Annotated in this window: 24 protein-coding genes; 9 read left to right on the top strand and 15 right to left on the bottom strand. The window is 40.9% G+C overall.

All coding sequences use genetic code 11. The features are described 5' to 3' along the window. Nucleotides 1-42: 42 nt before the first annotated feature. The 4 genes from bioD to AC1W6K_RS00730 are packed head-to-tail and all read right to left on the bottom strand — an operon-like array spanning nt 43 to nt 3815. Complete coding sequence (gene bioD, locus AC1W6K_RS00715; RefSeq protein ID WP_481946064.1) at nt 43-666, bottom strand: dethiobiotin synthase; 624 nt, start codon at nt 664-666, stop codon at nt 43-45. Nucleotides 667-673: 7 nt separating this feature from the next. Continuing rightward, nucleotides 674-2011: a dihydroorotase gene (locus AC1W6K_RS00720; protein ID WP_481946065.1), complete on the bottom strand. Its 1338-nt coding sequence runs from the start codon at nt 2009-2011 to the stop codon at nt 674-676. After that, nucleotides 2008-2958 (bottom strand): L-threonylcarbamoyladenylate synthase, encoded by a 951-nt coding sequence (locus AC1W6K_RS00725; RefSeq protein ID WP_481946066.1) that lies wholly within the window; start codon nt 2956-2958, stop codon nt 2008-2010. The genes AC1W6K_RS00720 and AC1W6K_RS00725 overlap by 4 nt, the downstream gene beginning before the upstream one ends. Before the next feature lie 5 nt (nt 2959-2963). Beyond that, nucleotides 2964-3815, bottom strand: coding sequence for a DUF6671 family protein (locus AC1W6K_RS00730; RefSeq protein WP_481946067.1), 852 nt, complete (start codon nt 3813-3815; stop codon nt 2964-2966). A gap of 432 nt (nt 3816-4247) precedes the next feature. Between AC1W6K_RS00730 and AC1W6K_RS00735 the strand changes: the two genes are divergently transcribed. Next, the gene (locus AC1W6K_RS00735) at nt 4248-5162 is read left to right on the top strand and encodes a LysR family transcriptional regulator (protein ID WP_481946068.1); all 915 of its coding nucleotides are present in this window, start codon (nt 4248-4250) and stop codon (nt 5160-5162) included. 159 nt (nt 5163-5321) lie between these two features. On the opposite strand, the gene AC1W6K_RS00740 is transcribed toward AC1W6K_RS00735, so the two are convergent. Next, on the bottom strand, nt 5322-5756 hold the full coding sequence (locus tag AC1W6K_RS00740; protein WP_481719010.1) for a QcrA and Rieske domain-containing protein: 435 nt from the start codon (nt 5754-5756) through the stop codon (nt 5322-5324). 160 nt (nt 5757-5916) lie between these two features. On the opposite strand from AC1W6K_RS00740, the gene AC1W6K_RS00745 reads away from it, so the two are divergent. Beyond that, entirely contained in the window at nt 5917-6165 is a 249-nt protein-coding gene (locus AC1W6K_RS00745; RefSeq protein ID WP_481946069.1) for a 4a-hydroxytetrahydrobiopterin dehydratase, read from the top strand. A 141-nt stretch (nt 6166-6306) separates the two neighbouring features. Beyond that, nucleotides 6307-8730, top strand: coding sequence for a TonB-dependent receptor domain-containing protein (locus AC1W6K_RS00750; protein WP_481946070.1), 2424 nt, complete (start codon nt 6307-6309; stop codon nt 8728-8730). Nucleotides 8731-8833: 103 nt separating this feature from the next. Here AC1W6K_RS00750 and AC1W6K_RS00755 read toward each other — a convergent pair whose 3' ends face one another. From AC1W6K_RS00755 to AC1W6K_RS00770, 4 genes are all read right to left on the bottom strand, one after another. Then, nucleotides 8834-9244, bottom strand: coding sequence for a hypothetical protein (locus tag AC1W6K_RS00755; protein WP_481946071.1), 411 nt, complete (start codon nt 9242-9244; stop codon nt 8834-8836). 25 nt (nt 9245-9269) lie between these two features. Beyond that, a complete protein-coding gene (locus AC1W6K_RS00760; protein ID WP_481946072.1) occupies nt 9270-9818 on the bottom strand; it encodes a nuclear transport factor 2-like protein in 549 nt (182 codons plus the stop codon). A gap of 148 nt (nt 9819-9966) precedes the next feature. Continuing rightward, nucleotides 9967-10413 carry a winged helix-turn-helix transcriptional regulator gene (locus AC1W6K_RS00765; RefSeq protein WP_481946073.1) on the bottom strand — a complete coding sequence of 149 codons (447 nt, stop codon included), beginning with the start codon at nt 10411-10413 and terminating at the stop codon, nt 9967-9969. Between the two features lie 23 nt (nt 10414-10436). Beyond that, on the bottom strand, nt 10437-11315 hold the full coding sequence (locus AC1W6K_RS00770; RefSeq protein WP_481946074.1) for a sugar phosphate isomerase/epimerase family protein: 879 nt from the start codon (nt 11313-11315) through the stop codon (nt 10437-10439). Nucleotides 11316-11517: 202 nt separating this feature from the next. Here AC1W6K_RS00770 and AC1W6K_RS00775 point away from each other — a divergent pair, with 202 nt between their 5' ends. After that, complete coding sequence (locus AC1W6K_RS00775; RefSeq protein WP_481946075.1) at nt 11518-12471, top strand: alpha/beta fold hydrolase; 954 nt, start codon at nt 11518-11520, stop codon at nt 12469-12471. Nucleotides 12472-12586: 115 nt separating this feature from the next. Continuing rightward, the gene (locus AC1W6K_RS00780) at nt 12587-14035 is read left to right on the top strand and encodes a CotH kinase family protein (protein ID WP_481946076.1); all 1449 of its coding nucleotides are present in this window, start codon (nt 12587-12589) and stop codon (nt 14033-14035) included. Nucleotides 14036-14068: 33 nt separating this feature from the next. On the opposite strand, the gene AC1W6K_RS00785 is transcribed toward AC1W6K_RS00780, so the two are convergent. Further along, nucleotides 14069-14356, bottom strand: a complete 288-nt coding sequence (locus AC1W6K_RS00785) for a hypothetical protein (protein WP_481946077.1) — start codon at nt 14354-14356, stop codon at nt 14069-14071. A gap of 680 nt (nt 14357-15036) precedes the next feature. Between AC1W6K_RS00785 and AC1W6K_RS00790 the strand changes: the two genes are divergently transcribed. Further along, nucleotides 15037-15705, top strand: coding sequence for a helix-turn-helix domain-containing protein (locus AC1W6K_RS00790; RefSeq protein ID WP_481946078.1), 669 nt, complete (start codon nt 15037-15039; stop codon nt 15703-15705). Between the two features lie 115 nt (nt 15706-15820). Here the strand turns inward: AC1W6K_RS00790 and AC1W6K_RS00795 are convergent, their stop codons facing one another. Together AC1W6K_RS00795 and AC1W6K_RS00800 are read right to left on the bottom strand one after the other, a co-directional pair. Continuing rightward, nucleotides 15821-16180 (bottom strand): DUF2200 domain-containing protein, encoded by a 360-nt coding sequence (locus tag AC1W6K_RS00795; RefSeq protein WP_481946079.1) that lies wholly within the window; start codon nt 16178-16180, stop codon nt 15821-15823. 42 nt (nt 16181-16222) lie between these two features. Next, nucleotides 16223-16528, bottom strand: coding sequence for a putative quinol monooxygenase (locus AC1W6K_RS00800; protein ID WP_481946080.1), 306 nt, complete (start codon nt 16526-16528; stop codon nt 16223-16225). Between the two features lie 239 nt (nt 16529-16767). Between AC1W6K_RS00800 and AC1W6K_RS00805 the strand changes: the two genes are divergently transcribed. The 3 genes from AC1W6K_RS00805 to AC1W6K_RS00815 are packed head-to-tail and all read left to right on the top strand — an operon-like array spanning nt 16768 to nt 20289. Continuing rightward, the gene (locus AC1W6K_RS00805) at nt 16768-17679 is read left to right on the top strand and encodes a hypothetical protein (RefSeq protein ID WP_481946081.1); all 912 of its coding nucleotides are present in this window, start codon (nt 16768-16770) and stop codon (nt 17677-17679) included. 12 nt (nt 17680-17691) lie between these two features. After that, complete coding sequence (locus AC1W6K_RS00810) at nt 17692-18588, top strand: sugar phosphate isomerase/epimerase family protein (protein WP_481946082.1); 897 nt, start codon at nt 17692-17694, stop codon at nt 18586-18588. A 3-nt stretch (nt 18589-18591) separates the two neighbouring features. Beyond that, entirely contained in the window at nt 18592-20289 is a 1698-nt protein-coding gene (locus AC1W6K_RS00815) for a GMC oxidoreductase (RefSeq protein ID WP_481946083.1), read from the top strand. Here AC1W6K_RS00815 and AC1W6K_RS00820 read toward each other — a convergent pair. The 3 genes from AC1W6K_RS00820 to AC1W6K_RS00830 all read right to left on the bottom strand — a co-directional run bounded on the left by AC1W6K_RS00820 (nt 20284) and on the right by AC1W6K_RS00830 (nt 23563). Further along, nucleotides 20284-21606, bottom strand: a complete 1323-nt coding sequence (locus tag AC1W6K_RS00820; protein ID WP_481946084.1) for a Gfo/Idh/MocA family protein — start codon at nt 21604-21606, stop codon at nt 20284-20286. The genes AC1W6K_RS00815 and AC1W6K_RS00820 overlap by 6 nt on opposite strands. A gap of 119 nt (nt 21607-21725) precedes the next feature. Then, nucleotides 21726-22622 (bottom strand): substrate-binding domain-containing protein, encoded by an 897-nt coding sequence (locus AC1W6K_RS00825; protein ID WP_481946085.1) that lies wholly within the window; start codon nt 22620-22622, stop codon nt 21726-21728. Next, on the bottom strand, nt 22622-23563 hold the full coding sequence (locus tag AC1W6K_RS00830; RefSeq protein WP_481718998.1) for an ABC transporter permease: 942 nt from the start codon (nt 23561-23563) through the stop codon (nt 22622-22624). The genes AC1W6K_RS00825 and AC1W6K_RS00830 overlap by 1 nt, the downstream gene beginning before the upstream one ends. Nucleotides 23564-23568 lie beyond the last annotated feature (5 nt).

Below are 23568 nucleotides of genomic sequence, written 5' to 3' on the forward strand. Positions count from 1 at the left end.
TGTTTCAAACTTACCGAAATTCAATTAAATATCACTTGGATACTACATTAATTTCAGTGAATCGATATTCATTTCTTTGATGAATTTACTGATGACTTTCGGGCTAATTTCCGGGAGATCTCCTACCCGAAAAAGAACAGGAAGCTGGCTATATTTCTCGATGAATGTTTCCGTTGCGGCATTGGGTTCGCCATTAAAGACAATTCCGGCAATCGCAATCTGACGATGCTGCAAAGCCTCAATGGATAACATGGTATGGTTAATGCTTCCTAGGTAATTTCTGGAAACAAGAATAACAGGAATTTGTATTTGTTGGATGAGATCCAGCATCACATCTTGATCATTGAGCGGAACCATCAAACCTCCGGCTCCCTCGACAATTAAATGATTAGAAGTCTGCGGTAATGTAAAATCAGAAAGCTCAATTTGAACTCCATCTAACGCAGCCGAGGCATGTGGAGAAAGCGGGGCGTTTAGTCGGTGCCTCTCCGGATGAAACACCGATTTTGTATTTGATATGAGTGATTGAACTTTCATGGTATCGGTCCAATGTAAATCTCCGGATTGTACGGGTTTCCAATAATCCGCTTGAAGGTATTCAGTTAAAATGGCTGAAACAACGGTTTTCCCAATCTCCGTACCTATTCCTGTGATAAAAAATTGCATTGTCTGATTATCTAATTTTGGCAAATTGTAAGCGTTTTCCAGATTTTTCTGGATTGAATTTTCCTGCCTCGTATGCGAGGTGACCGCTCACAAACGTGCGCTTAATTTCATGTTCAAATGTTCGTCCCACGACAGGTGCCCACCCACATTTATAAGCGAGTGAATCCGAAGTAACGGTCCAGGGATTTGAGGGAGCCACTTCGACGAGATCAGCGAAATAACCTTCCCGGATGTAACCGCGATCTACCATGCGGTAGCAATCTGCGACGCGGTGACTTGTCTTGTTCATTAAGGTTGTGAGGGATAACTCGCTGCGGCCAACTAGTTCGAAAAGCATTAATAGGGCGTGCTGGACCATCGGAGCACCCGATTTGATTTGAAGATACGTGCCGGATTTCTCCTCGAGGCTGTGGGGCGCATGGTCCGTAGCGATGAGGTCTATGCGCCCATCTTCTAATGCCTTTACTAATTCCAATCGATCGGCTTCCGATTTCACCGAGGGATTCCACATGATTGTACTTCCCAACGAAGGGTAGTCGGCATCCGAAAAACAGAGATGGTGAATACACGCTTCTGCGGTTACGCGTTTTTCGGAGATGGGTCCCGGGCTAAACAATTTTGCTTCGGCGCCGGTCGAGATATGAAAGAAATGGAGGCGGTTATTGTGCCGCTTTTGAATTTCGAGTACCCGCTTTGTCGCCACTTCGCAGGCTTCGGATGAACGAATGGCGGGGTGGAATTCCACGGGAATATCGTCCCCATAGACTTGTTGGTAATGACGTAAGTTCTTTCGAATAATTGAATCATCTTCACTGTGTAGGGCGACTAAAGTTTCTGCGCGGGAAAATAATTTTTCGAGGTATAGCGGGTTATTGGCTAGAATTTCTTGATTTTCTAGGTAAAGCCCGTCGTCGGTAATTCCACAAACACGTTCGTTATCTACTCGAAGAGCTTCTTCCAAATTTGCGGCGGTGACGCCCATAAAAAAGGAGTAATTGGCCGATGATTTTTGTGCGGCGAGCTGGTACTTTTCTTCTAACAATTCGCGAGTGAGCGTATTGGGAATGGTGTTAGGCATATCCATAAATGACGTAATTCCTCCGGCGACGGCGGCCATGGATTCGCTTTGGATATCTGCTTTGTGGGTTAAGCCGGGGTCTCTAAAATGGACTTGATCATCGATCATGCCGGGAATTAAGTAATTCCCAAGTAGATCAATAACCTGAGCGTGGGGTTCGGAAATCCAAGGGCTAATGCGTTCGATACGTTCGCCGGATACAAGCAAATCCGTTTGAATTAATTGGCCCTCGTTCACAACAAGGGCATTGGTGATTACATATTTCATTTGTTGGCTGCGCGATCTAAGCGATCATTAATGGTAATTCCCAACCCATAGGCTGGAAGTCGTTCGACAATAATTAAATCTAACTCCATGTTATCTAAGGTATGAAGTGCTGCAAATAGATTTTTTGCGGCTTCTATTGGATCGCCACTAGGGGCGAGCACGAGATTCACGTCCACATGGATACTTTCTATTTGTATAGATTTAAACCACAGAATACCTACCCTTTTTTGCTTAACGGCACTAAGCATAAATAGCGGCTCATAAGTCACAATCAATTCACATGTTGGCGCATAATGCTTGGCGTGTTGGCCCGGCAGCGAAGCATGGGTTAAAGCGCCTGTTCGATTTAAAATTCGGCCTACTGATTCTTCAATTGTCTCGATTGAAATCGCGCCATGTCGTAGCAAAACAACATCATTCCCTTCGAACCCGACGATTGTTGATTCCACGCCTGATTGACAAGCGCCACCGTCTAGGGTATAAATAGCGGGAAAATACGCCTCCACATGTTCAGCGGTGGTTGGGCTAATGCGATTAAATGGATTAGCGCTGGGCGCTACAAGCGGAAAATCTAGTTGGTTTAAAAGACTCAATGCCGCAGGGTGATTCGGAATACGAATAGCCACATTTTCTTGATTTGCTGTGACTAATTGGCTAACCGATTGATTTTTAGGCAAAATCATTGTTAAGGGACCAGGCCAAAACTGTTTGGCAAGTTGGTCCGCTTTATCAGGAAATCGTTTGACCAAAGTACGTGCTTGACTGATGGAAGCGACGTGCACGATAAGCGGATTTGTCGTTGGCCTTTTCTTTGTCTCAAATATCTGGGAAACGGCTTTTGAATTGAATACATTGGCTGCTAAACCATAGACGGTTTCGGTGGGTAAGCCGATTAGCTCCCCTTGATTTAGTTGCTCACAAATAAGCGTAATATCAGTCGTAATCATATTTTTTACGGGTTACAAAAATCACAATACATGGGATCCTCTTTCAACATTTTATGCCCGGCTGGGCGATTTTCGGTACAGGTGCATGATTGGCAAGCATAAATTTCTGCCTTGACACTTCGTGTAGGTTTGCCACAAAGTGCACAAGGTAAACCGCGCACTTTTTCTTGAAGCCGAAAACCGGGTACTTGACAAGCGGGACATACGGTTTTCATTTGTTGGATCAGTGAAGCTGTCATCGTTTCAATCACGCCCATGCGGGTTTCATTGTGCATGGCCCGCATATCGGTTTCAACTGTACATTGACCAAACCGACTAAAAAAGTGTTCAATGGTTTGGAGAAGCACCTGTTTATCATGAATCCCTTTCACACAAACGGAAGCGTCTTTTTCGCTTTTCTTAACAATGAGGGCGTGGGTCGGGAATTTTACTTGCGTTAAAAAAGCGTCTAAAGGTTCGAGCGAGTTCAGTGTAATTTGGCGGTAATTGGTGTTACTTTCTAGCTTTCGCACAACAAATTCCCAATTATTTTTCTTGTCGGTGACGAGTAAAAACTCCTCATGAGCCGGCATGAACGGAATACTGGGATGGGGTCCAAATGAACCCTCGGAAGCGATGGCTAGGTCTACTGAAGCGATGTCCATGGCCATTTGGCATTTCTTTCGCGCGGCTTCAAGCGGGCTATCTATCCGATTTATCTCTCCTGAAAATGTCCCTAGTTGGTCCGTATCCAACTGATCTGTCACAAAGCAATAAACGCCTAATTCCTTAGTTAGCTGTGGGGCAATTGCCTGTTCTTTACCATGCATGGTGGCAATTACGATTCTACGGCCCTTGAAGTGGGATACACTATCCATGATTAATTTGAAGAAATGGTGGCATCCCTATGGTGATGTTGAACGGGAAGGTAACCTCCATGATAATGGCGGGGAACTCCAAGTCACTTTTAACTAGTTTGGCAAGAACTCCTATCAGAAAAAATAGGCGTGTTGGGTTTTTTAGATTAAAAATTAACAGTTCAAAATTAGACATCTATTCGTTAATGATTACCTAGAAAAAGGCGGAAAAGATTCAACAAAAGAATAATTAATACACAAACGATAAGCTTACCGGTAATTGGATCGGGTGAGTAAATGCTACAAATAAGACCGACTACGATACCTAAAATATGTAACAAAATTAAAATGCTTAGGTAAGCTTTCTTCACATTTTGAAATTATTTACAAAGTAATGTGACATTGTATGATAATTTTTATTTAAGTTTATAATACAATACATTAAGCTCTTTTATGAACTATACACTAAATCAATTACAGATTTATTTAAAAGTTGTACAAACCTTGAGTATAACTAAAGCGTCAGAAGAATTAAACCTGACGCAGCCTGCGGTATCTATTCAGATAAAAAACTTTCAAGCGCAATTTGAAATCCCTTTGATTGAGATCATCGGAAAAAAAATTTACGTGACTGATTTTGGCATGGAGATTGCGAAATCAGCTGAAGGTATAATTGATCAAGTATATGCGATTAATTTTAAAACAATGGCATTTAAAGATCAATTGTTGGGCCGACTTAAAGTTTCAATTGTGTCAACAGGTAAATATGTTTTACCTTATTTTTTGACGGAGTTTTTGAATACCAATCCAGGGGTTGAGATAAGTATAGATGTGACGAATCGCGAAAAAGTATTTCATAACTTGGAGAACAATGAAGTCGATTTCAGTCTCATCTCGACGGATGTCAATAGCCCTAGTTTTGAATACATTGATATCCTAGAAAACGATCTTTACTTGATTGGTAATGCAGAAACTGCCAAACGAAATCCCACTTTTTCATTACGCGAGTTTAATAATGAACTCCCTTTAATTTTTCGTGAAAATGGATCAGGAACACGAAAAATCATGGAAAATTATTTGAAAAAACAAGGAATACATATCTTGAAAAAAATTGAGCTGGTATCCAATGAGGCCGTTAAACAAGCCATCATGGCGGGTTTAGGCTATTCCATTATGCCCATGATCGGAATAAAAAATGAATTAAAAAGTGGTCAATTGGTGATTATTCCACGAAGTGGACTTCCAATAAGTACGACATGGAAATTGATTTGGCACAAAGAGAAAAAACCGTCGCCTGTGGCTAAGGCATTCATGGATTATATCATTGCTAAAAAAGATGAAATCAGAATAAACCACTTTAATAAATAAAGCCAAACAAATCTGCTTGGCTTTAATGTTACCCCTTTTTCATTAATTAAATATCTAACTGAATCTAAACAGTCAAATGTCTATGGCACAAACTTAAAAGGGATGATTGATTAAAAAAAATTAATTTCATTATGCTTTTTATAAAGAAAATTAATGTTCTTAAGCTTTCACGCGTAAGGTAAGACCTGTGATTTCCACATCATATTTGGTTAAGCCTACCGTAGCCGGTCCCTGCGTAAGAGCTCCCGATGAACTGAATGTTGACCCGTGTGCCGCACACAAAAACGAAGATGAACTTTCTTTATATTCAACCGTCGCCCCGGCATGTGGACACACAGATGAAAAGGCGACAAAGCTAGCAGCCGTATTTCCTGTCGCGGTTCGGATAACAATAAACCCATTTTTGGCAATAAAATTATTGACCGCCTTTAATTCGGTTTCTAAGTTTATCGTACTCCCACTTGTGGCTCCAGCCGGCGTATTCATTGCGCTAGGAGCTCCCATTTGATCTTCCGAACATGCAGTAGTCATGCATGCCAAACACACAGCAGAAAAACTGCCCGTCAGTGTCGTCAAAAATTCATCTCTTTTCATAAGAATGTCATATTTATATACGATGTAGTAACGATTATGTGCGCACTTTGTTTAAAAAAAAATAAAAAATAAACCCCTATAGCATTCATTTTCAAGAGATTAGACCTAGTCATTTAAAAACAAATCAATTAGATTGGCTGTTACACACTAAAATCATGTCATGAACAACTGGCTTACAACGGGAAATTGCTTAGAGAAAACGTATACATTCGCCAGCTTTGAGGCAGCGATGCTATTTATGCAACAAGCCACACTAAAAATTACGGCTTTAGACCATCATCCCACGTGGACAAATACCTACAATCGAATTCACGTATCTCTACAAACGCATGATGCGGGAAATCAAGTAACGCAAAAAGATTTGGCCTTAGCGAACGAATTAGATGAGCTTTTTCAAAATTTTGATTAATCGCAAGCTTCCCCCACAATTACTTCTCCATTAAAAGAGCCACCATAAATCTTATTTAAAATAATTCTAAATAGTGTTGCAGAATTAGATTTGCCTCCCTACATTTGTGCTCTATTTAAAATTAGTCTAAATAAAATTTGTGTGAAAAAAGTGCTATTCGTCTTTGTATTGCTACTTTCCTTTTCCTCCAATGCTCAATTAGGGTCGATTTCTGGGTTAATTACCTCGGAATCAAATGAGGCCCTTCCAGGCGCAACGGTCGTTTTAGTGGGTACCGTTCGCGGGGTAGAAAGCAATGTCAAAGGGAATTATGTCCTGAAAGGCCTGAAGCCCGGATCCTACACCGTCAAGGTTAGTTTTGTGGGCTATGAACCAAGCACAAAAGAAGTCACCATCCTAGGTGGAGAGCAACGCGAAATTAATTTCAGCCTAAGCGATGTAACCGAACTTCAAGGGGTCTCTGTCTTCGCACAATCTGGTGTAAAAGGCAATACATTTTTACCGCAAGTAAATGATTACACCATCACAGCAGGTAAAAAAAATGAAGTCATTGTGCTTGATAACCTTCAAGCGAATTTAGCGATGAATAACTCGCGTCAAATTTTCTCCAGAACTCCTGGAATCTCGGTCTGGGAAAGTGATGGTTCCGGCATTCAATTAGGTGTGGCTTCTCGGGGGCTTTCGCCCAATCGCTCCTGGGAATTTAATGTGCGCATGGATGGGTACGACATCACGCCTGACCCCATGGGCTACCCAGAAGCCTATTATACGCCACCCATGGAGGTAGTTGATCGCATCGAAATCATTCGTGGTGCGAGCTCCTTACAATACGGCCCGCAGTTTGGGGGACTGATGAATTTCGTTTTACGCAAACCTGATTTATCTACCAAGCTGGTCGTAGAAAGTCAAAATACGACCGGAAATAATGGGCTATTTAGTTCATTTAACTATGTAGGAGGTACGTCAGGCCGACTGTCCTACACGACCTATTATCAAAAAAGACGTGGAAATGGTTGGCGCCAAAACGCTTATTTCAATACCGACCACTCGCACGCTGAGGTTTCCTATGCGATATCGAACAAACTAAAAATAGGTGGGCAGTTGACCTACATGCAAACAGAAAGCCAACAAGCCGGCGGGTTAACCGATGTGGCTTTTGCGCAAAATGCCCAACAAAGTTTGCGGGCTAGAAACTGGTTTAGTAACCCTTGGTTTATCTATGCCTTGACGGCCGACTATGTCGTTAATGCAGAATCTAAACTTAGCTTGAAATATTTTGGTACTACGGCTGAGCGCAATTCCATTGGATTTACACGAGCCATCACAGAAATTGACCCATTGGGAAATCGACAGGTGGACCGCGATCTTTATCAAACCAATGGTGCTGAATTACGCTACCTCGTAAATTATCGATTGGGCGCTTGGAAAAACACCGTGGCAACGGGGCTTCGTTATTTTCACGGCGCAATGCAACGCAAACAAGTGGGGGTAGGCAGCAAAGGAGATGACATGGATTTTGCGATTCAAGGTTTGTATACCCGTGATTTAGCCTTCCAAAATATCAATTATGCCGCATTTGCAGAAACCATTCTACGGCCCACCGAACCCTTGCTCATTACACTTGGAGCACGTTTAGAAAAAATTGACACCCACATGGCTGGTCAGTCGGGATTAAGTGCTGCTGGTTTGCCAATAGCCGCTACACCGAGTAGCCGTGGAAGATCCTTCGTTTTACTGGGTGCAGGAACTGAATATAAAGTTAGTCCAAACACAAAATTGTACAGCAATATTGCGCAAGCATATCGCCCTGTTTTGTCCTCTGATTTATTGCCTCCGGCAACAACGGATATCATTGATCCTAATTTATCAGACGCGAAAGGTTTCAATTTTGACCTAGGTTACCGCGGGGAAATAAGCAATTATTTGACCTTTGATATAGACTATTTTTATCTGGATTATGCCAATCGCGTAGGGACTATTGCGCAAACAAATAACGAAGGAAAAATTTACCAATACCGAACGAATCTGGGGCATTCGGTTTCAAAAGGGGCGGAGGCGTACATTGAATTTAGCCCTACGACTGCCTGGTTAAAACACCAGCGTTTGGGAAACATTTCCATTTTTGCATCGGTAGCAGTCATTCGTGCGCGCTACTTAGACTTCAAAACTACTTCCGTCGTTAATGGCAAAATTGTCGAAGCAAACCTATCAGGCAAACAGGTGGAGAATGCGCCCGACAAAATTAACCGCTATGGGATAACCTATTCCAAAAAGGGCTTATCGGTCAGTTGGCAAATCAGCGACATCAGTCAAGCCTTCGCTGATGCGAGCAACACCGTAAAACCGAACGCGGCAGCGACCACTGGACTAATCCCGGGCTACCAAGTTCAAGATATTTCTGGATCTTATAAGTTTAAGAAATATGCTCAATTGATATTTGGGGTAAACAATCTGACAGATGCGCGCTATTTTACCAGAAGATCAGGTGGATATCCGGGTCCTGGTATTTTACCAGCTGACGGTCGGACTTGGTATGTAGGCTTGAATGTGAAGTTGGTGAATTAACCTAGCGAACTTTGGTAATTCTAAATCAAACATAACATCACTACAAATAAAAAGAGAGGCATCATGCCTCTCTTTTTATATCAAACCCAAAACGAATTTGAATTTATTGAACAGACCAATCGATGTAACTTCCAGAAGTTGTTCCCAACTTATTTAATTCTGCGTCAATAGAGGCAAATTTGGCTGCTGCAGCTTTACCGGTATCATTTAATACACCATCTGAAACATAAAATTTATCACGAGCAGCTGCACTCTTGTAGATAAATAGAAGGCCAATTTTATTATCAGACTTGCCTCTAACATGATTCAAAATATGGACTTCGCAATCAAATGCTTTTGATGCTGCAGGAATCCACTTTGACTTAAAAAGCGCCAAATATTGCGCTTGCGTAGCAGATCCTTTAAGCTTAATAGAGACATTGTGAATGCCAATTAAACTTCCCTTTGGTAAGCTTACAGCAAATGTGTTTGCACTGAATAATACGAAAGCGCAAAGAATTAATAGATTTTTCATTTTGATTATTGTTTAATTAGGTGAATTATTTCTTTTGAGATGCTGCAACCTCAGCATACAATGCCGTTGGGTCAAAAAAGCGGTATTCACTAACGATTTTATCGCCTTCCCAAATAAAGGCAAGATGCAATGGAGCCGAAATGTCTTTATTAGTAAACTTTCCTTTACCAGTCCACATACACCAAACTCCGGTATGAACTCTTCCGTCAGCAAAAACAAACGTCTTAATGTTATCCGTCGTTACCTTTATATCCGAGAAAAAATCATGGTTCATGCGCTCATTCGCTACAAAACCTGCACGTCCACCAGGATTTGGCTTTGTTTTTCCGCCTTCTTGATTAGCGGACATTTGATCATAAATCTTAACCGTGTCAACATAGATTTCATAAATCTTTGTTGAATCATTTTTCATGTAGGCTTCCAAGGCCTCTCTTACTTTTTGAGACTTTTCATTTTGTGAAGAAAATGTTCCAGTATCTGGATCAGATGGGGATACCTCAGCTTTTTTTTCTGGTGCAGTACAAGCAAACATCATTGCCATGACCATCAGGGGAAATAGTAGTAATTTTTTCATAATAAATAGTATTTAGAATAAGTTAGTTTGGCTAAATATAAGTATCATTTTGAAACCAAAAACAAATTCCACTTTATTTTTTGAAAAAAATCAACAAAAAAGCCCCCAGTATAGTACCGGGGGCTCTGCAAAATAGCGATACGATTTTCTAAATAATGATTGATTCTTTAAATGACTTATACCTTTCGATCATCTCGTTAATATAATTCAACTTATCATTTTTCATTCTTGTTTTTACCACACCTGTATACGTATCACCTAAGTGATCATAATAAAAATCAGTTGTAAATAGAGCAATATCAACCATAATGGGAAATGTTTCCATCCCTTTAACTTCTAATAAATAATGAACTTTCTTCTTATTTTGTTCACCCTTCTTCCGGCTCAAAAATCCCATAGATTCCAGTTTTTTCAACCGATTTGATAACATTTTACTAGGCATCAACTCTGGGGCAGCTTTAAATTCATTAAAAGTAGACTTATGAAAAAATATCATGTCTCTCAATATCAATAAAGTCCATTTATCCCCTATAACATCCAAGCCGGTTGCGATAGGGCACAATGACCTAAACTTCACTTTATTATCATTTTCCATTAGGCGGTAAAAATACTAGAAGATTATTTAAATCCGATTTTTTCCAATCCTTTATGGCTAATCACAATTGCTTCTAATGCCGTTTCGTTGAAACAAGCATCTTGCTCCACGAAATAATACGCCATACCCGACAATTTTTTGTTGGCTAAAATACGCTTGAAATCAATCTTTCCGTTCCCTACTGGAGCAAACCGACCTTGATCATCCATATCTTTCACATGCCAAATCTTAAAACGCCCTGGGTAGCGATTGAAATACGCCACTGGATCTGCCCCCGCTTTGGTCACCCAGTATAAGTCCATTTGAAAGTTGACATACTTAGGATTGCAATGCTCCAAAAGGTAATCTATGGTAACAATACCTTCGGCATCTTTCATAAACTCAAAATCGTGATTGTGATACAATAACTGCAAACCAGCCGCAGCACATTTCTCGCCTAATTTGTCTAAGATTTCGGCCAAATTCTTTGCACCACCTTTCATGGTCATCCGTTTGTTCACATTGTCAAACCCAAACAATCCCATCGGAGGAACTGGAATTACGAAATACTTGAATCCAGCTACTTTTAAATCAGCGATTTGTTGGTCTACATTTTCAAAATTAACCGTTCCTTGATGTGCTGAAATAGGCGTTAATTTCATTTCGTCCAAAAGCGCCTTGAAATCTGCTGGAGATAAATTGTAAAATTTGCCGTTGTTGTAACCCGCTGATTCAACGTTTACATAACCCGCTTGAGCTACTTTTTCTAAGGTTGCACGCGCATCTTTCATCGCATCGCGAACTGTGTACAAGGCTAAACCGCCAAAAGGTTTTTCAGATTGAATCGCTTGATTTGACGGTCCAAAAGAGAATAAGGATACGGCCATCAGGACACATACCACTACAAATGATTTAATTTTCATGAATAATTAGGTTAAATTCAATAAAGGCACAATTTAATGTATTTATTTGATAAAATAGAACTGGTCTATAGTTTATGTAAAGTTGGCCAAGCTATAATAACTTAACATTCGAAAAAGTAAACTAGTCATGGAATAATTTAATATCCCACCTATCTCAATAGAATTTAAATCCCGTATTTTTGGCCTTTCAAAACGTACCCACATGAAATTAGCTAGTAAAATTATCGGCGGCATATTCGCTTTTTTATTCCTTGTCTTAATCATCATTTGCGAAAGAGATCGGCCTGTGGACGAGTTAATTCCTTTGTATGCCAATCAGAATTCCAAGTTCATGCCCATCTTAGGGATGAACGTGCATTACCGCGACGAAGGTATTCAAACGGATTCTATACCCATGATTTTATTGCATGGCATGTCGTCATCCTTAAATACATGGGACAGCGTAGCGATGGGTTTAAAAGCTGAGCGGCGCGTAATTAGTTTGGATTTGCCGGGCTTTGGCTTAACCGGCCCTTCCCCAGAAAATGCCTATAATTTTACTTACTACAACAAATTCATTGATTCATTTACAACCCGTTTAAAGATCAAGCGCTTTATCCTGGCAGGCAATTCCATGGGCGGCGCCATTTCTTGGAATTATGCGTTGCACAATCCACAAGGTCTTGCCAAAATGATCTTGATCGATGCCGCCGGGTATCCTAAAAAAGGGGAGAGTGGATCATTAGGTTTCAAAATAGCTTCCACACCGGTTATCAATAATTTGTTGCTTTACGCGACCCCAAAATTTCTAGTGCGCAAAAGTTTAGAGACCGTTTATTACGACCCTGCACGTGTAACGGATGCGCAGGTGGAACGTTTTCATGATGTGGCCATTCGGGAGGGAAACCGAGCAGCTGCTTTACAAATTTTTAAAGGTTCGTTTACAGGTAGTTCCCAACGATTCTTGAATTCGCCAGTTCCAAAAATTAAAGATATCAAAACCCCTACATTAATCTTGTGGGGCGATAAGGATAACCTAATTGGCGTAAATAATGTGGATAATTTCCTACGCGATATATCAGGAAGCCAAGCAGAAATCTACCAAAACGTGGGCCATGTTCCCATGGAAGAAGTCCCCGGGAAAGTTGTTGCGTCTATGTTGAAGTTTGTCCGATAACTACACGAATAATGGCTTTTTGGCGCATTTCCGTGGCATTCAGATCGACAAATATATGTGAAAAATAGTCGTTACCTTTACCCAAATTTTTCCCTTTCTTGCACCTAAGCGCATCATGCTAAAACGCCTAATTTATCTCTCCTTGGTCATTTTCATATCCTGTGAAAAGCCTACCGAAACCCCAGTTTCTATTCCAAAAGGAGATGATGGCCAGCGATTCGCGGTTGAAGTTGGCGAAAGCGACGTCCCCTACCTCGTCATTACCACCGAAGGAAAAGAGGTGAAATATGGGTCAGATGTGGTGGGCCAACTGAAAATTTATAAACAAAAAAAGCTCGCACAAGAGCAGCGTATTTCCATTTCATACCGGGGTAAAACGAGCTTCCGGCTCTCCGACAAAAAAGCGTATAATCTCGAAACGATTACGCCAACAGGCGATGGCGTGGATGTGTCTTTATTAGGTATGCCTGCAGAAGAAGATTGGCGGTTGATTGGTCATATTGTTAATTTTAAGGACAAATACCAAATTGACAAAAGCCTAATTCACAACTATGTAGGGTATGAATTCTCCCGAAAAATAGGCAAATATGCGAGCCGTGGCCAGCTCGTCGAAATCGAAGTCAATGGCGTTTATCAAGGAGTCTATTATTTCTGTGAAAAAGTTAAACGGGACAATAACCGGGTAAACATTAAATCATTAAATGCCACCTCAACAAACCTAACCGGCGGATATATCTTAAAAATTGACAAAGCAGACGCGGGCCCCGAACATGACGGAAAACCAGATAGTTACTTTATGACCAACTGGAATGATGATGCGCTATATAATGAGTTCAATAGCTTCAGAAGTAAATTTGACATCTTCGCAAAAGAAATTAACTTTTCGCCGTTTTTGGCACCCTATCATCCACAAAAATATGTAGAAACCTATTTCACCTACGATTACCCGAAAGCCGAGGAGATTACCAAAGCTCAAAAAGAATATATCGCTAAATACATAGACCAATTTGAACGGGCACTGATAGCAGACGACCTCACAGGAAATACACGTACCTATACCAATTTTATCGTATTACCCTCTTTTGTTGATTATTTCATCATTAATGAGTTGTGCAGAAATGTAGATGCCTATCGCATTAGTACATTTCTGGAGAAAGACCGTGACGGTCGCTTAGCTATGGGGCCGGCTTGGGATTTAAACCAAGGGTTTGAAGATGGAAGCAGGGTTCCTATGAATGATTGGGTGGCCAATTATAACCGAATTGTGACCAATGATGCCTGGATGGTGCCGTTTTGGTGGGATCGCTTATTAGCTGATCCACTCTTTAGAAATGCAGTAAAAGTTAGATGGCAATCCTTACGCAAATCTGAACTAGCCACAGCTTCCATGCATGCCGTCATAGACGAAGCCGGACAAACCCTTAAAAAATCTGGCGCCGCGACACGAAATTATGCCATTTGGGACAAAGGCATCGTGGTCAATCATGACGTTTCGATCCAAAAACTTAAACAATTTGTCACCGACCGGTCCGCTTGGATGGATAGTAAAATCAACGCTTGGTAATTAAATAGGCAGTTAACTTAAGCACACCGCAGCTTAAACATTCAGAAAATGTGTCACTAAATTCGCCCATTCATCCTCCAAGGAACACGAAGGCCGCGTTTTCTTAGCGCGCGTATACCAGTAATCCGCATTCCAAATATCACCTTCCTTGCGATGCAAATAGGCATGAACCCAAGCTGCATCTAAACCTGGTGATTGATCCACTAAATCATGTGCTCTTTTCCAATCACCTTTGGCGTCATACCAGAGGCTTTTTAAGATGGGCGAAATTAGCGAGTCTGGCGAATCTTTTAACAGCGACTCTTCGAATGATTTAAGCATATACCAATAGTTTATCAACCTTCAAAAATAGTAGGACATACACCAAAAGCTGCCAATTATTTAAAAAAATACATACCCCCAAAATAAGGATAGAGGCAAACAGAAATTTTATGTAATTCGCTAAATAATTAATGAGTATCATAAAAATTTTAATTATATTTTATAACTACAAATGTATAATTTCATGAGTCATGCTTTTAAACGTATCCATTTTAGGATTTATTTTAGCCTTAATTATTTTGGTCTTTTCTTCTTTTAGAAAAAGCCGTAGCACATTTTTGGCAGCTTATTTTTTACTAATAAATTTATTTTCCCTAGTTTATTTCATCATTTTCGAGAATGAAAGCCCAACGTTAGCAGCAATTTTCGCAATTAATTTTACCCCCTTCTATTTCCTGACAAAACCTGTCCTCCATTTATATATCATTAGCCACCGTAAAGACTTTAGTTTCAAGCCACGCTATTTCCTGCTTTTTGTACCTTTCTTACTAATTCTAATTAATGTTAGCCCCTACCTTCTCGTACCTTTTTCTGAGAAATTAATTTTGGGAAAAGAAATAATACGAAATTCCGCTTCCCTGAATCAGGAGAAATTACTTTTCTTACCTTATCTATATCAATCAACGCTAAGGCCCATATTTAACCTATTTATGATACTGTATACCAGTTATACTTTTTATATGGAAAGAAAAACATTAGAGTTTCTCCCAGCTAAATTCAGTCAGAAAAATTTTATCGTTATTATCTTAATCATTTCTGTCATTTTGAATAGCCTCTCTTTTTCGATCGGAATGAATTCCCTAATTATTAAAAATTTTGGTGTTGACCTGTTACCAAATATTTCCTATGATGCTGTAAATTCAATCGTTAATTATTTATCGACATTACATAATGTATCCGTTCTATTTTTTCCGCAAATTTTGTTTCGAGAATTTGTTGCAATTTCCAAATCTGTACAAAGAAAAAAATATCAAGTACATATAGAAGATAGTTCCATATCAAAAGACCGCTTGATTGAAATAGAGCAATTATTAAAGGCCTATTTGGAAGACCAACCCTGTCTAACTAAAGGATTTGCTATGTCTTATGTTACAAAAAACACGGGTATTCCTGTGCACCAACTATCCATTTACTTCAACGATTATTTGAAAATAGGGTTCAATGATTGGAAAAATAAGTTGCGCATTGATTATGCCGTATCTGAAATCAAAGCAGGGAAATTGACCCGTTTTACCATTGAATCCATTGCCCTAGCTTCAGGCTTTTCATCTCGTTCTAATTTTAACAACGCGTTTGTTTCAATCATGAACCAAACGCCATCTGAATTTATAAAAGGATTAAAAGAATAAATTCAGGATTGGCTACTCTTTAAATCATGATGGGCCTACCCATTCGAAATCAGTTGGCTTGGCTACTAAATTAAGACCATTTTTCGATTTAAGGGGGCAAATCAAGTTATGACTCCTAACGTAAAATCTTTTCCATTTTTTTCCCCTGAGCCAATTCATCCACCAATTTGTCTAAATAGCGAACCTTTTGGGTAAGTGGATTTTCAATATCTTCCACGCGGTAACCACAAATGAGGCCTGTGATGAGCAAAGCATTGGGGTTCAATGTTGCTTTATGAAAAAAGCTTTCAAAGTTTGTATTCGATGCAACCAGCTGACCTACATCTTTCTCATTAAATCCTGTGAGCCATTTAATTACTTGGAGTAATTCGGCTTCGGTCCGACCCTTGCGCACAACTTTGGCAAGATAAAGCGGATAAACCGTTGCAAAGCTCATCTTAGCAAAACGATCATCGTGATTTTTAACTACAGACATCCAATAAATTGCTTTACGTTTTTTAAAATACCTTGAACCTATCTAGATCTGGTACATGTTTTCCTTTTTTGTCTTTATAATTAGTTCAACATCAATCAATTCCAAAGACAGCACCATATCCTTCACAGCCTCTTTGTATTTCTTGAAATGGGCGGTAAGAATGTGGGATTGATAGGCTTCTTGATTCGCATATACCTCGAAAATCGTCATGCTTGACGCATCTTTCTTGTCGGCAACTACCGTATAGGACAAAACCCCTGGCTCCAATTTAATCGCCGTAAGCATCTGCTCATTTAATAGGAATTTATACAAATCAAGCTGCTTGGGATCCACTTTAATTTTAGCCATTCGAAAAATTTGATTTGAGTCCTGAGCGTAAATTTGACAAGTAAAAAGAAGAATTAAAATTGATAAAAATATAGACTTCATTAGTATACGGATATTGATAAGCATTTAAATTAGCTGATAATCTAATTAGATACCAGCAACTTGACAATTTGATATATGAATGACTTTTGCAATTCAGACAATTGGTAAATTATTATAATTTCTTCTAATTTACTTCACAATCGAATAAAACCTAAACTATGAAATCTAAACTTTTGGCCTTTTGCCTACTGGTGACCCTCGCCGCTCAAGGCCAAATGTTAAACGACAGCCCCTTTGATGCTAGCGTCGCACATCCTAAATATACCCAAGGCAAGGGCCCAAAGGTTTTATTCGACAAAGGCCATTACAATTTTATCGTGGACATGGGTTTGGCAAAACCATTGATGGATGTCGCTACTGCCGACGGATATCAAGTGAGTGTCGATTCGATGAAATTTACCAAAGCCTATTTAGCTCCTTATAAAATGCTCGTCATCTTTCCTGCCATGCCATTTAAATTTGGGTCAAAAAGTCAGGTAATGGATGAAATTACATTTACTGCCGACGAGCTAAATGCGTTATATGATTGGGTTTCTGCTGGCGGCTCTTTACTCATGTTCGACGAACATGCGCCTATTGATAAATCGGTGACACCTCTGTTTAATACATTCGGGATTCAACTATCGATTGGGATTGTATCCGATTCGCTCAACTATGAGACCAAATTTACGATCCCCAACAAAGAAACGCTGCTTAAATTTACCCGAAGCAACGGACTTTTAAACACGGATCATCCCATTACGCAAGGCGAGAAAGCGGGCGAACAAATAAACAATATCATGGGCTATAGCGGTGGCGGATTAACGGGTGCAGGCTATACCAATCTTTTCAAGCTTTCGCCATCGGCCACCATTAAAAAGTACAGTGGCAGTGCACCCTCCGGCACGGCAAATTCGCAGGGTTTGGCGGGGAAATTTGGCAAAGGAAAAGTAGTTGCCCTAGGCGATTGTAATGGTTTTACAGCCATGTATGTGATGATGAAATCCGTCAAATTTTCAGCGGGTATGCAAGTGGCAGACTACGATTGGAAGCAATTTGCATTGAATACCTTACATTGGCTTTCCATTTAAACTCAAGTATTTATGACGAACCGACGGGAATTTTTAATGCAAAGCTCAGGACTCTTAGGCCTATCCGCCTTGGATTTCGCTGTTCCAACTAAACCGCTTTTGTCCTTTTCCACACTCGGTTGTCCAGCTTGGACATTCTCACAAGCCCTACAACACGCCTCCGCAAATGGCTACAACGGTATTGAAATCAGGGGGATAAAAGGCGACTTAGACCTCCCCAAAAATCCCATCTTTTCAGCGTCGAACTTGGCGGCTACAAGACGGGAAGCGGAGGATAAAAAACTTAAAATTGTCAACTTAGGTTCGTCGGCCAACATGCATTTTCTGGATCCTGCTAAACGGCAAAAAAATCTGGATGAAGCCAAAAAATACATTGAATTAGCAGACCAATTAGGCTGTCCGTTTATACGTGTTTTTCCGAATGACTTACCTAAAGATCAAGATGAAAAAGCGACTTTCGGCGCAATCATTTCAAGCTTAGTTGAATTAGGAGATTATGCAAAAGCGAGCGGTGTCAAAGTGTTGCTGGAATCACACGGAAAAGTCATCAAAAGCGACATGCTTTTGCACATCATGCAAGAAGCAAATCATTTGAACGTTGGCCTTGTTTGGGACTTCTTTAATATGTGGTCGGTGACGAAAGAATCCCCAACCTACATGTATAGCCAGTTGAAAAAATACATCTTCCACACACATATCAAGGATGCGCAATTAACCGAAAAAGGCGAAACTTATACCCTATTGGGCGAAGGAAATGCCCCGGTTCGTGAAGCACTGCATGCGTTGAAAGCTGGTGGTTATGAAGGTTATTACAGTTTTGAATGGGAGAAGCTTTGGCATATGGAAATTGCGGAACCCGAAATTGCCTTTCCACATTTCGCTAAAAACTTCAACGCTAATTGGATTTAACTTATGAGTCAAAAAGATAAAAATACATTTGACGCCATCGTCATCGGATCCGGAATCAGTGGCGGTTGGTCCGCCAAAGAACTCACCGAAAAAGGCCTAAAAACCTTGCTTTTAGATCGTGGGCGCGACGTCAAACATGTAGCCGATTATCCCACCATGATGCATAATCCATGGGATTTCCCGCACAGGGGCCAAGTTCCAATAGAGCTCAAAAAGGAATATAAAACCGCCAGCAAGAATTTTATTTTTACCGAAGCAACTTCCCATTTTTTAACCAAAGACGGCGAGCAACCTTACATTCAAGATAAGCCCTATGATTGGATTCAAGCCTATCATGTGGGTGGTCGCTCATTGTTATGGGGTCGACACACCCAGCGATGGAGTGATTTTGATTTTACGGGACCAGCGCGTGATGGCTTTGCCGTCGACTGGCCCATTCGCTACCAAGACATCGCGCCTTGGTATAGTTACGTGGAAAAGTTTGCTGGGATATCAGGCAATAAAGATGGGTTAGAAACTTTACCCGATGGCGAGTTTCTAAAGCCCTATGAATTGAATTGCGTAGAAAAACATTTTGGCCAAACAGTTAAAAATAAATACCCCGACCGGCATGTGATTAGTGCACGCACAGCGAACCTAAGTCAAGCGGATAAAATTCATCAAACAGTGGGTAGAAGCCAATGCCAAAGCCGAACGCTCTGTGAGCGCGGCTGTCCGTATGGAGGGTATTTCAGTAGCAATTCGGCGACTTTACCAGCGGCCTACCAAACAGGGAATTTGATCTTAAAACCGCATTCGGTGGTACATTCGATTATCTACGACGAGAAGAAAAATAAGGCAACGGGTGTCCACGTCGTGAATGCATTGACTAGTGAAATGGAGGAATATTATGCTTCTATCATTTTTGTGAATGCCTCGCCTTTGGCAACGAATTTAATCCTACTAAATTCCATTTCGTCCCGCTTCCCTAATGGCCTTGGAAATGACTCTGGCGTCTTAGGAACGCACATGGCTTTCCATAGTTACCGCGGTAGAATCACGGCGGAATATGATGGAGAATTGGACAAGACTACGGGGGGCAAAAGGCCAACTTCCGGATACATTCCTCGATTCAGAAATGTCTACAAACAAGAAACAGATTTCTTGCGTGGCTATGCGAGTAACCTGACGGCTAGCCGAAGTATCGTAAATGCCAAAGAACTTGTGGGCGAATCCTTAAAAAATGCATTGCTGGCACAAAAATTGGGCAATTGGCACATCAACGTAGGCATGATGGGAGAGACGATTCCGAAGGCACATTCGACGGTTCGCCTTGACTCGGAACTAAAAGATAAATACGGCATTCCGCAACTTCGCGTTTCGATTGGATATGATGAGAATGACGAGAAGATGTTAAAGGATTTTCACCAACAATTCACTGAGATGTACACCGCCGCCGGCTTTCATAACATTCAACCCATCGATACGAAGCGTATGCCCGGAAATGAGAACCACGAAATGGGGGGAGTGCGCATGGGTCGCGATCCTAAGACCTCAATGCTGAATGCGTTTAACCAAGTACATCATTGCAAAAATGTGTTCGTCACAGATGGATCCTGCATGACTTCGACATCTACACAGAATCCATCCTTAACGTATATGGCAATGACAGCGAGGGCTGTTGACTATGCTGTAAAAGAAAAGAAGCGATTTAATTTATAACTTAATCCCCCACGTTTTATTTAATTTTCGGCCAAGCAATGCGTTTGCACCAGCGTCATTGAATTTTTCAGATTTTGGATTCCACGTCAATGATTTATTAACCTCATAAGCAATGTTTCCGATGTTACAAACAGAGGCTGTTCTGTGACCAATCTCAACATCGCATACAGGACTGGTACGATTGCGCATCGCAGCTAAAAAGTCCTTGTAGTGATTTGTGCTTTCGTACACGTGCTTTTCATTTGGTCCGATAACACGATCCTTCAAGGCCGCATTCGATGTTTCCAATTTTTTTCTTTGCACACGTAGCGTTCCCTCCGTACCCACAAACTCGATGGCATTATTCCACTCCCAAGGCTGGTGTGTCATCTTAATTCCATTCGCGTACGTATATGTCAAAAATTCATTCCCATTGGTTTTTGGCGCATCCACTTGAACTGGGCCACTACCGTCCATATCCAGTGCCCATTGCACAATATCAAACATGTGAGCGCCCCAATCCGTCATACCGCCACCACCAAATTCCTTGTATTTCCGCCAATTAGGGAACACATCTTTTGAAATTGGAGGAGCTAATTCAGCATTAAACGGAACCGCGTCATTCGGTCCTAACCACTTCTCAAAGTCTAAGCCAGTTGGCAATGCTTCAGCCGTTAAATCATAGGCTATGGGTGGGGGGCCAACATTCACTTTAATCGATTTCACTTCCCCTATGTAGCCATTACGAATTAACTCAGCCGTTTGTCTAAACTCTGGCCACGAACGCTGCATGGATCCCGTTTGAAAAACACGCTTATATTTTCGCGTCGCATCCACCATGGCACGACCTTCTTTTACGGTCAATGAAAGTGGCTTTTCGCAATAAATATCTTTGCCTGCAGCTGCAGCGCGCACAGACATCGCCGCATGCCAGTGGTCTGGGCTAGAAATTACAACCGCGTCAATATTTTTAAGTGCGAGTAACTCTGTAAAGTCTTGATATTGGGCTATTTCGGAATAACTACCCAGTGTAGATGATTTGGAATAAATATCTTTGACCCGATCTAAAAACTGATTGGCCTTTGCTTGATACACCTCAGAAATAGCCGCTATGCGAACTTCGCCCGTGCTCAAAAATGAATTGGATAATCCTCTTCCTTGCTTTCCTGTTCCAATAAATCCTAAGTTAATGAGATCACTTGGTGCTGTATAATGAGATCCATCTGGACGAATACCTCCCAATACATGGCGAGGAACGATGAAAAATGAGCCGATGGCAAGACTCGATTTAGTTAGAAAATCACGCCTTTTAATCGAATTTGAGTTTGAGCTTTTCATAGCGAAAATTTATTTTTTTAAATGTATACTTTTTTCAAAAAATCACCTTGTTTTATTCTACTAAATTCATGAATTAAAACATCTTTTACATCACAAGCCCTATTCCAAATCGCTTACATTTACTTACCCATATATATTTCAAAAGGAATCAACATGGTTGACTGCGAAATTTTCTGCTTTTTAGCTAAGGCAATTGCCAAACGCAACGATTCCGAACCTTGCTTCTCCGCATTTTGAATAATCGTCGCATTTAAAAATCCTTGATCGACCGATTTGCGCGCATCTTGAATTCCATCAATACTGACCACATACACCTTTGGCTTGATTTTGGCATCCATCAAAGCTTGTACAGCACCCATACCCATTTCATCATTCTGTGCAAATACCGCCTGTACATCATTTCCATACGATTGAATCCAATTTTCCATAAGCGACATGGATTTGGCACGATCCCATTCTCCTGTTTGGGAGGCCAGTAATTTTAAATCAGGATATTTCGCTAATACGGCTTTTGCCCCACGTTCCCGGTCCAATTGAGCCGCTTGTCCCATGTAGCCTTGTATCATCAAAATATTTCCCTTCCCCTGAACATGTTTCGCGATTAATTCCATCGCCATCTTCGCCGATTCCGCATCATCTGAACCCACAAATGCATCAGGCTTCGATTTGGTAGACGAGTTAACATTGACAATTGGAATCTTCGCTTGTTGGGCTTTTTCCACCGCAGGAGAACTCGCCTCAAATTCACACGGATTCAGAATGATCGCATCGACTTGTTGGCTTATGAAACTCTCCACCTGTTCCACTTGCTTTAAAGAAGACCGCTCCGCATCCACAATAATTATTTCCACCTCAGCCGTTTTACCCGATTTCTCAATGGCATCCGCTACCTGCTGGATGAACTCATTTTGCATGCTTAACATGGAGACTCCGATCACCAACTTATCATTTTTCTTTTCCGTGCAGGCCATACAGCCAACAAAAAGCAATAGCGCGAAAACCGACTTTATATTCATTATTTTTTTAATTTTTGGTACACTAAGTCTAAAACCACCGCTAAAATAATTATTCCGCCCATAATAACCTGCTGCCAGTATGCAGAGACATTAATTAAATCCAATCCATTGTTGATGACACCAATAAACAACACCCCCAATAAAGTCCCTGTAATCGTACCTTTGCCTCCACGCGTACTTGTACCGCCAATTATCACCGCAGCAATGGCATCCAGCTCAAAGCCCAAACCAGCGTTCGGCTGACCTGTGTTAATGCGGGCCGTTAACAAAATACCCGCCAAAGCTGCAAAAAATCCACTCAGCATATACACATATATTTTAATTCGATTCACCCGAACGCCAGAAACAAAAGCGGCCATTTCGTTTCCTCCAATCGCCTTAACGTAGCGCCCAAAAACAGTTTTTGTTAAAATAATTTGGCAAATAATAAAGGACCCAATCAAAAATAAGATGGGAATCGGAATTCCTCCTACGGTTCCATTGCCCAATACATTCAGTGATTCGTTTAGATCTGAAATAGGCCGACCATTACTTAATAGCAAAGCGAGGCCGCGACCAATTGTCATCGTCCCCAACGTTACAATAAAGGGGGGAACTTTCGTAAGTACAACAACAAACCCATTAAATGCTCCCATCAAAACACCCACCACAAGTGTTAGTAAAAATGCGAATGCAAGTGGAAATTCGCCTTGTTGGGATAGCAGGGCCACCACAACGCCACAAACAGCTAATAAAGACCCCAGTGACAAATCAATTCCGCCCGAAATAATCACAAACGTGACACCAAACGCCAAAATTGCATTGACCGAAACCTGGTTTAAAATAACCGAGAGGTTCATAGGAGTAAAAAATTTGGACGTCAGGCCACTAAATAAGAGGCAAACAAAAACCAACGCAACAAAAATTCCACCTGTAGGACTCTTTAAAAAAATCTTTTTCATGTTCC

This window comes from Aquirufa sp. (genome assembly GCF_964796385.1).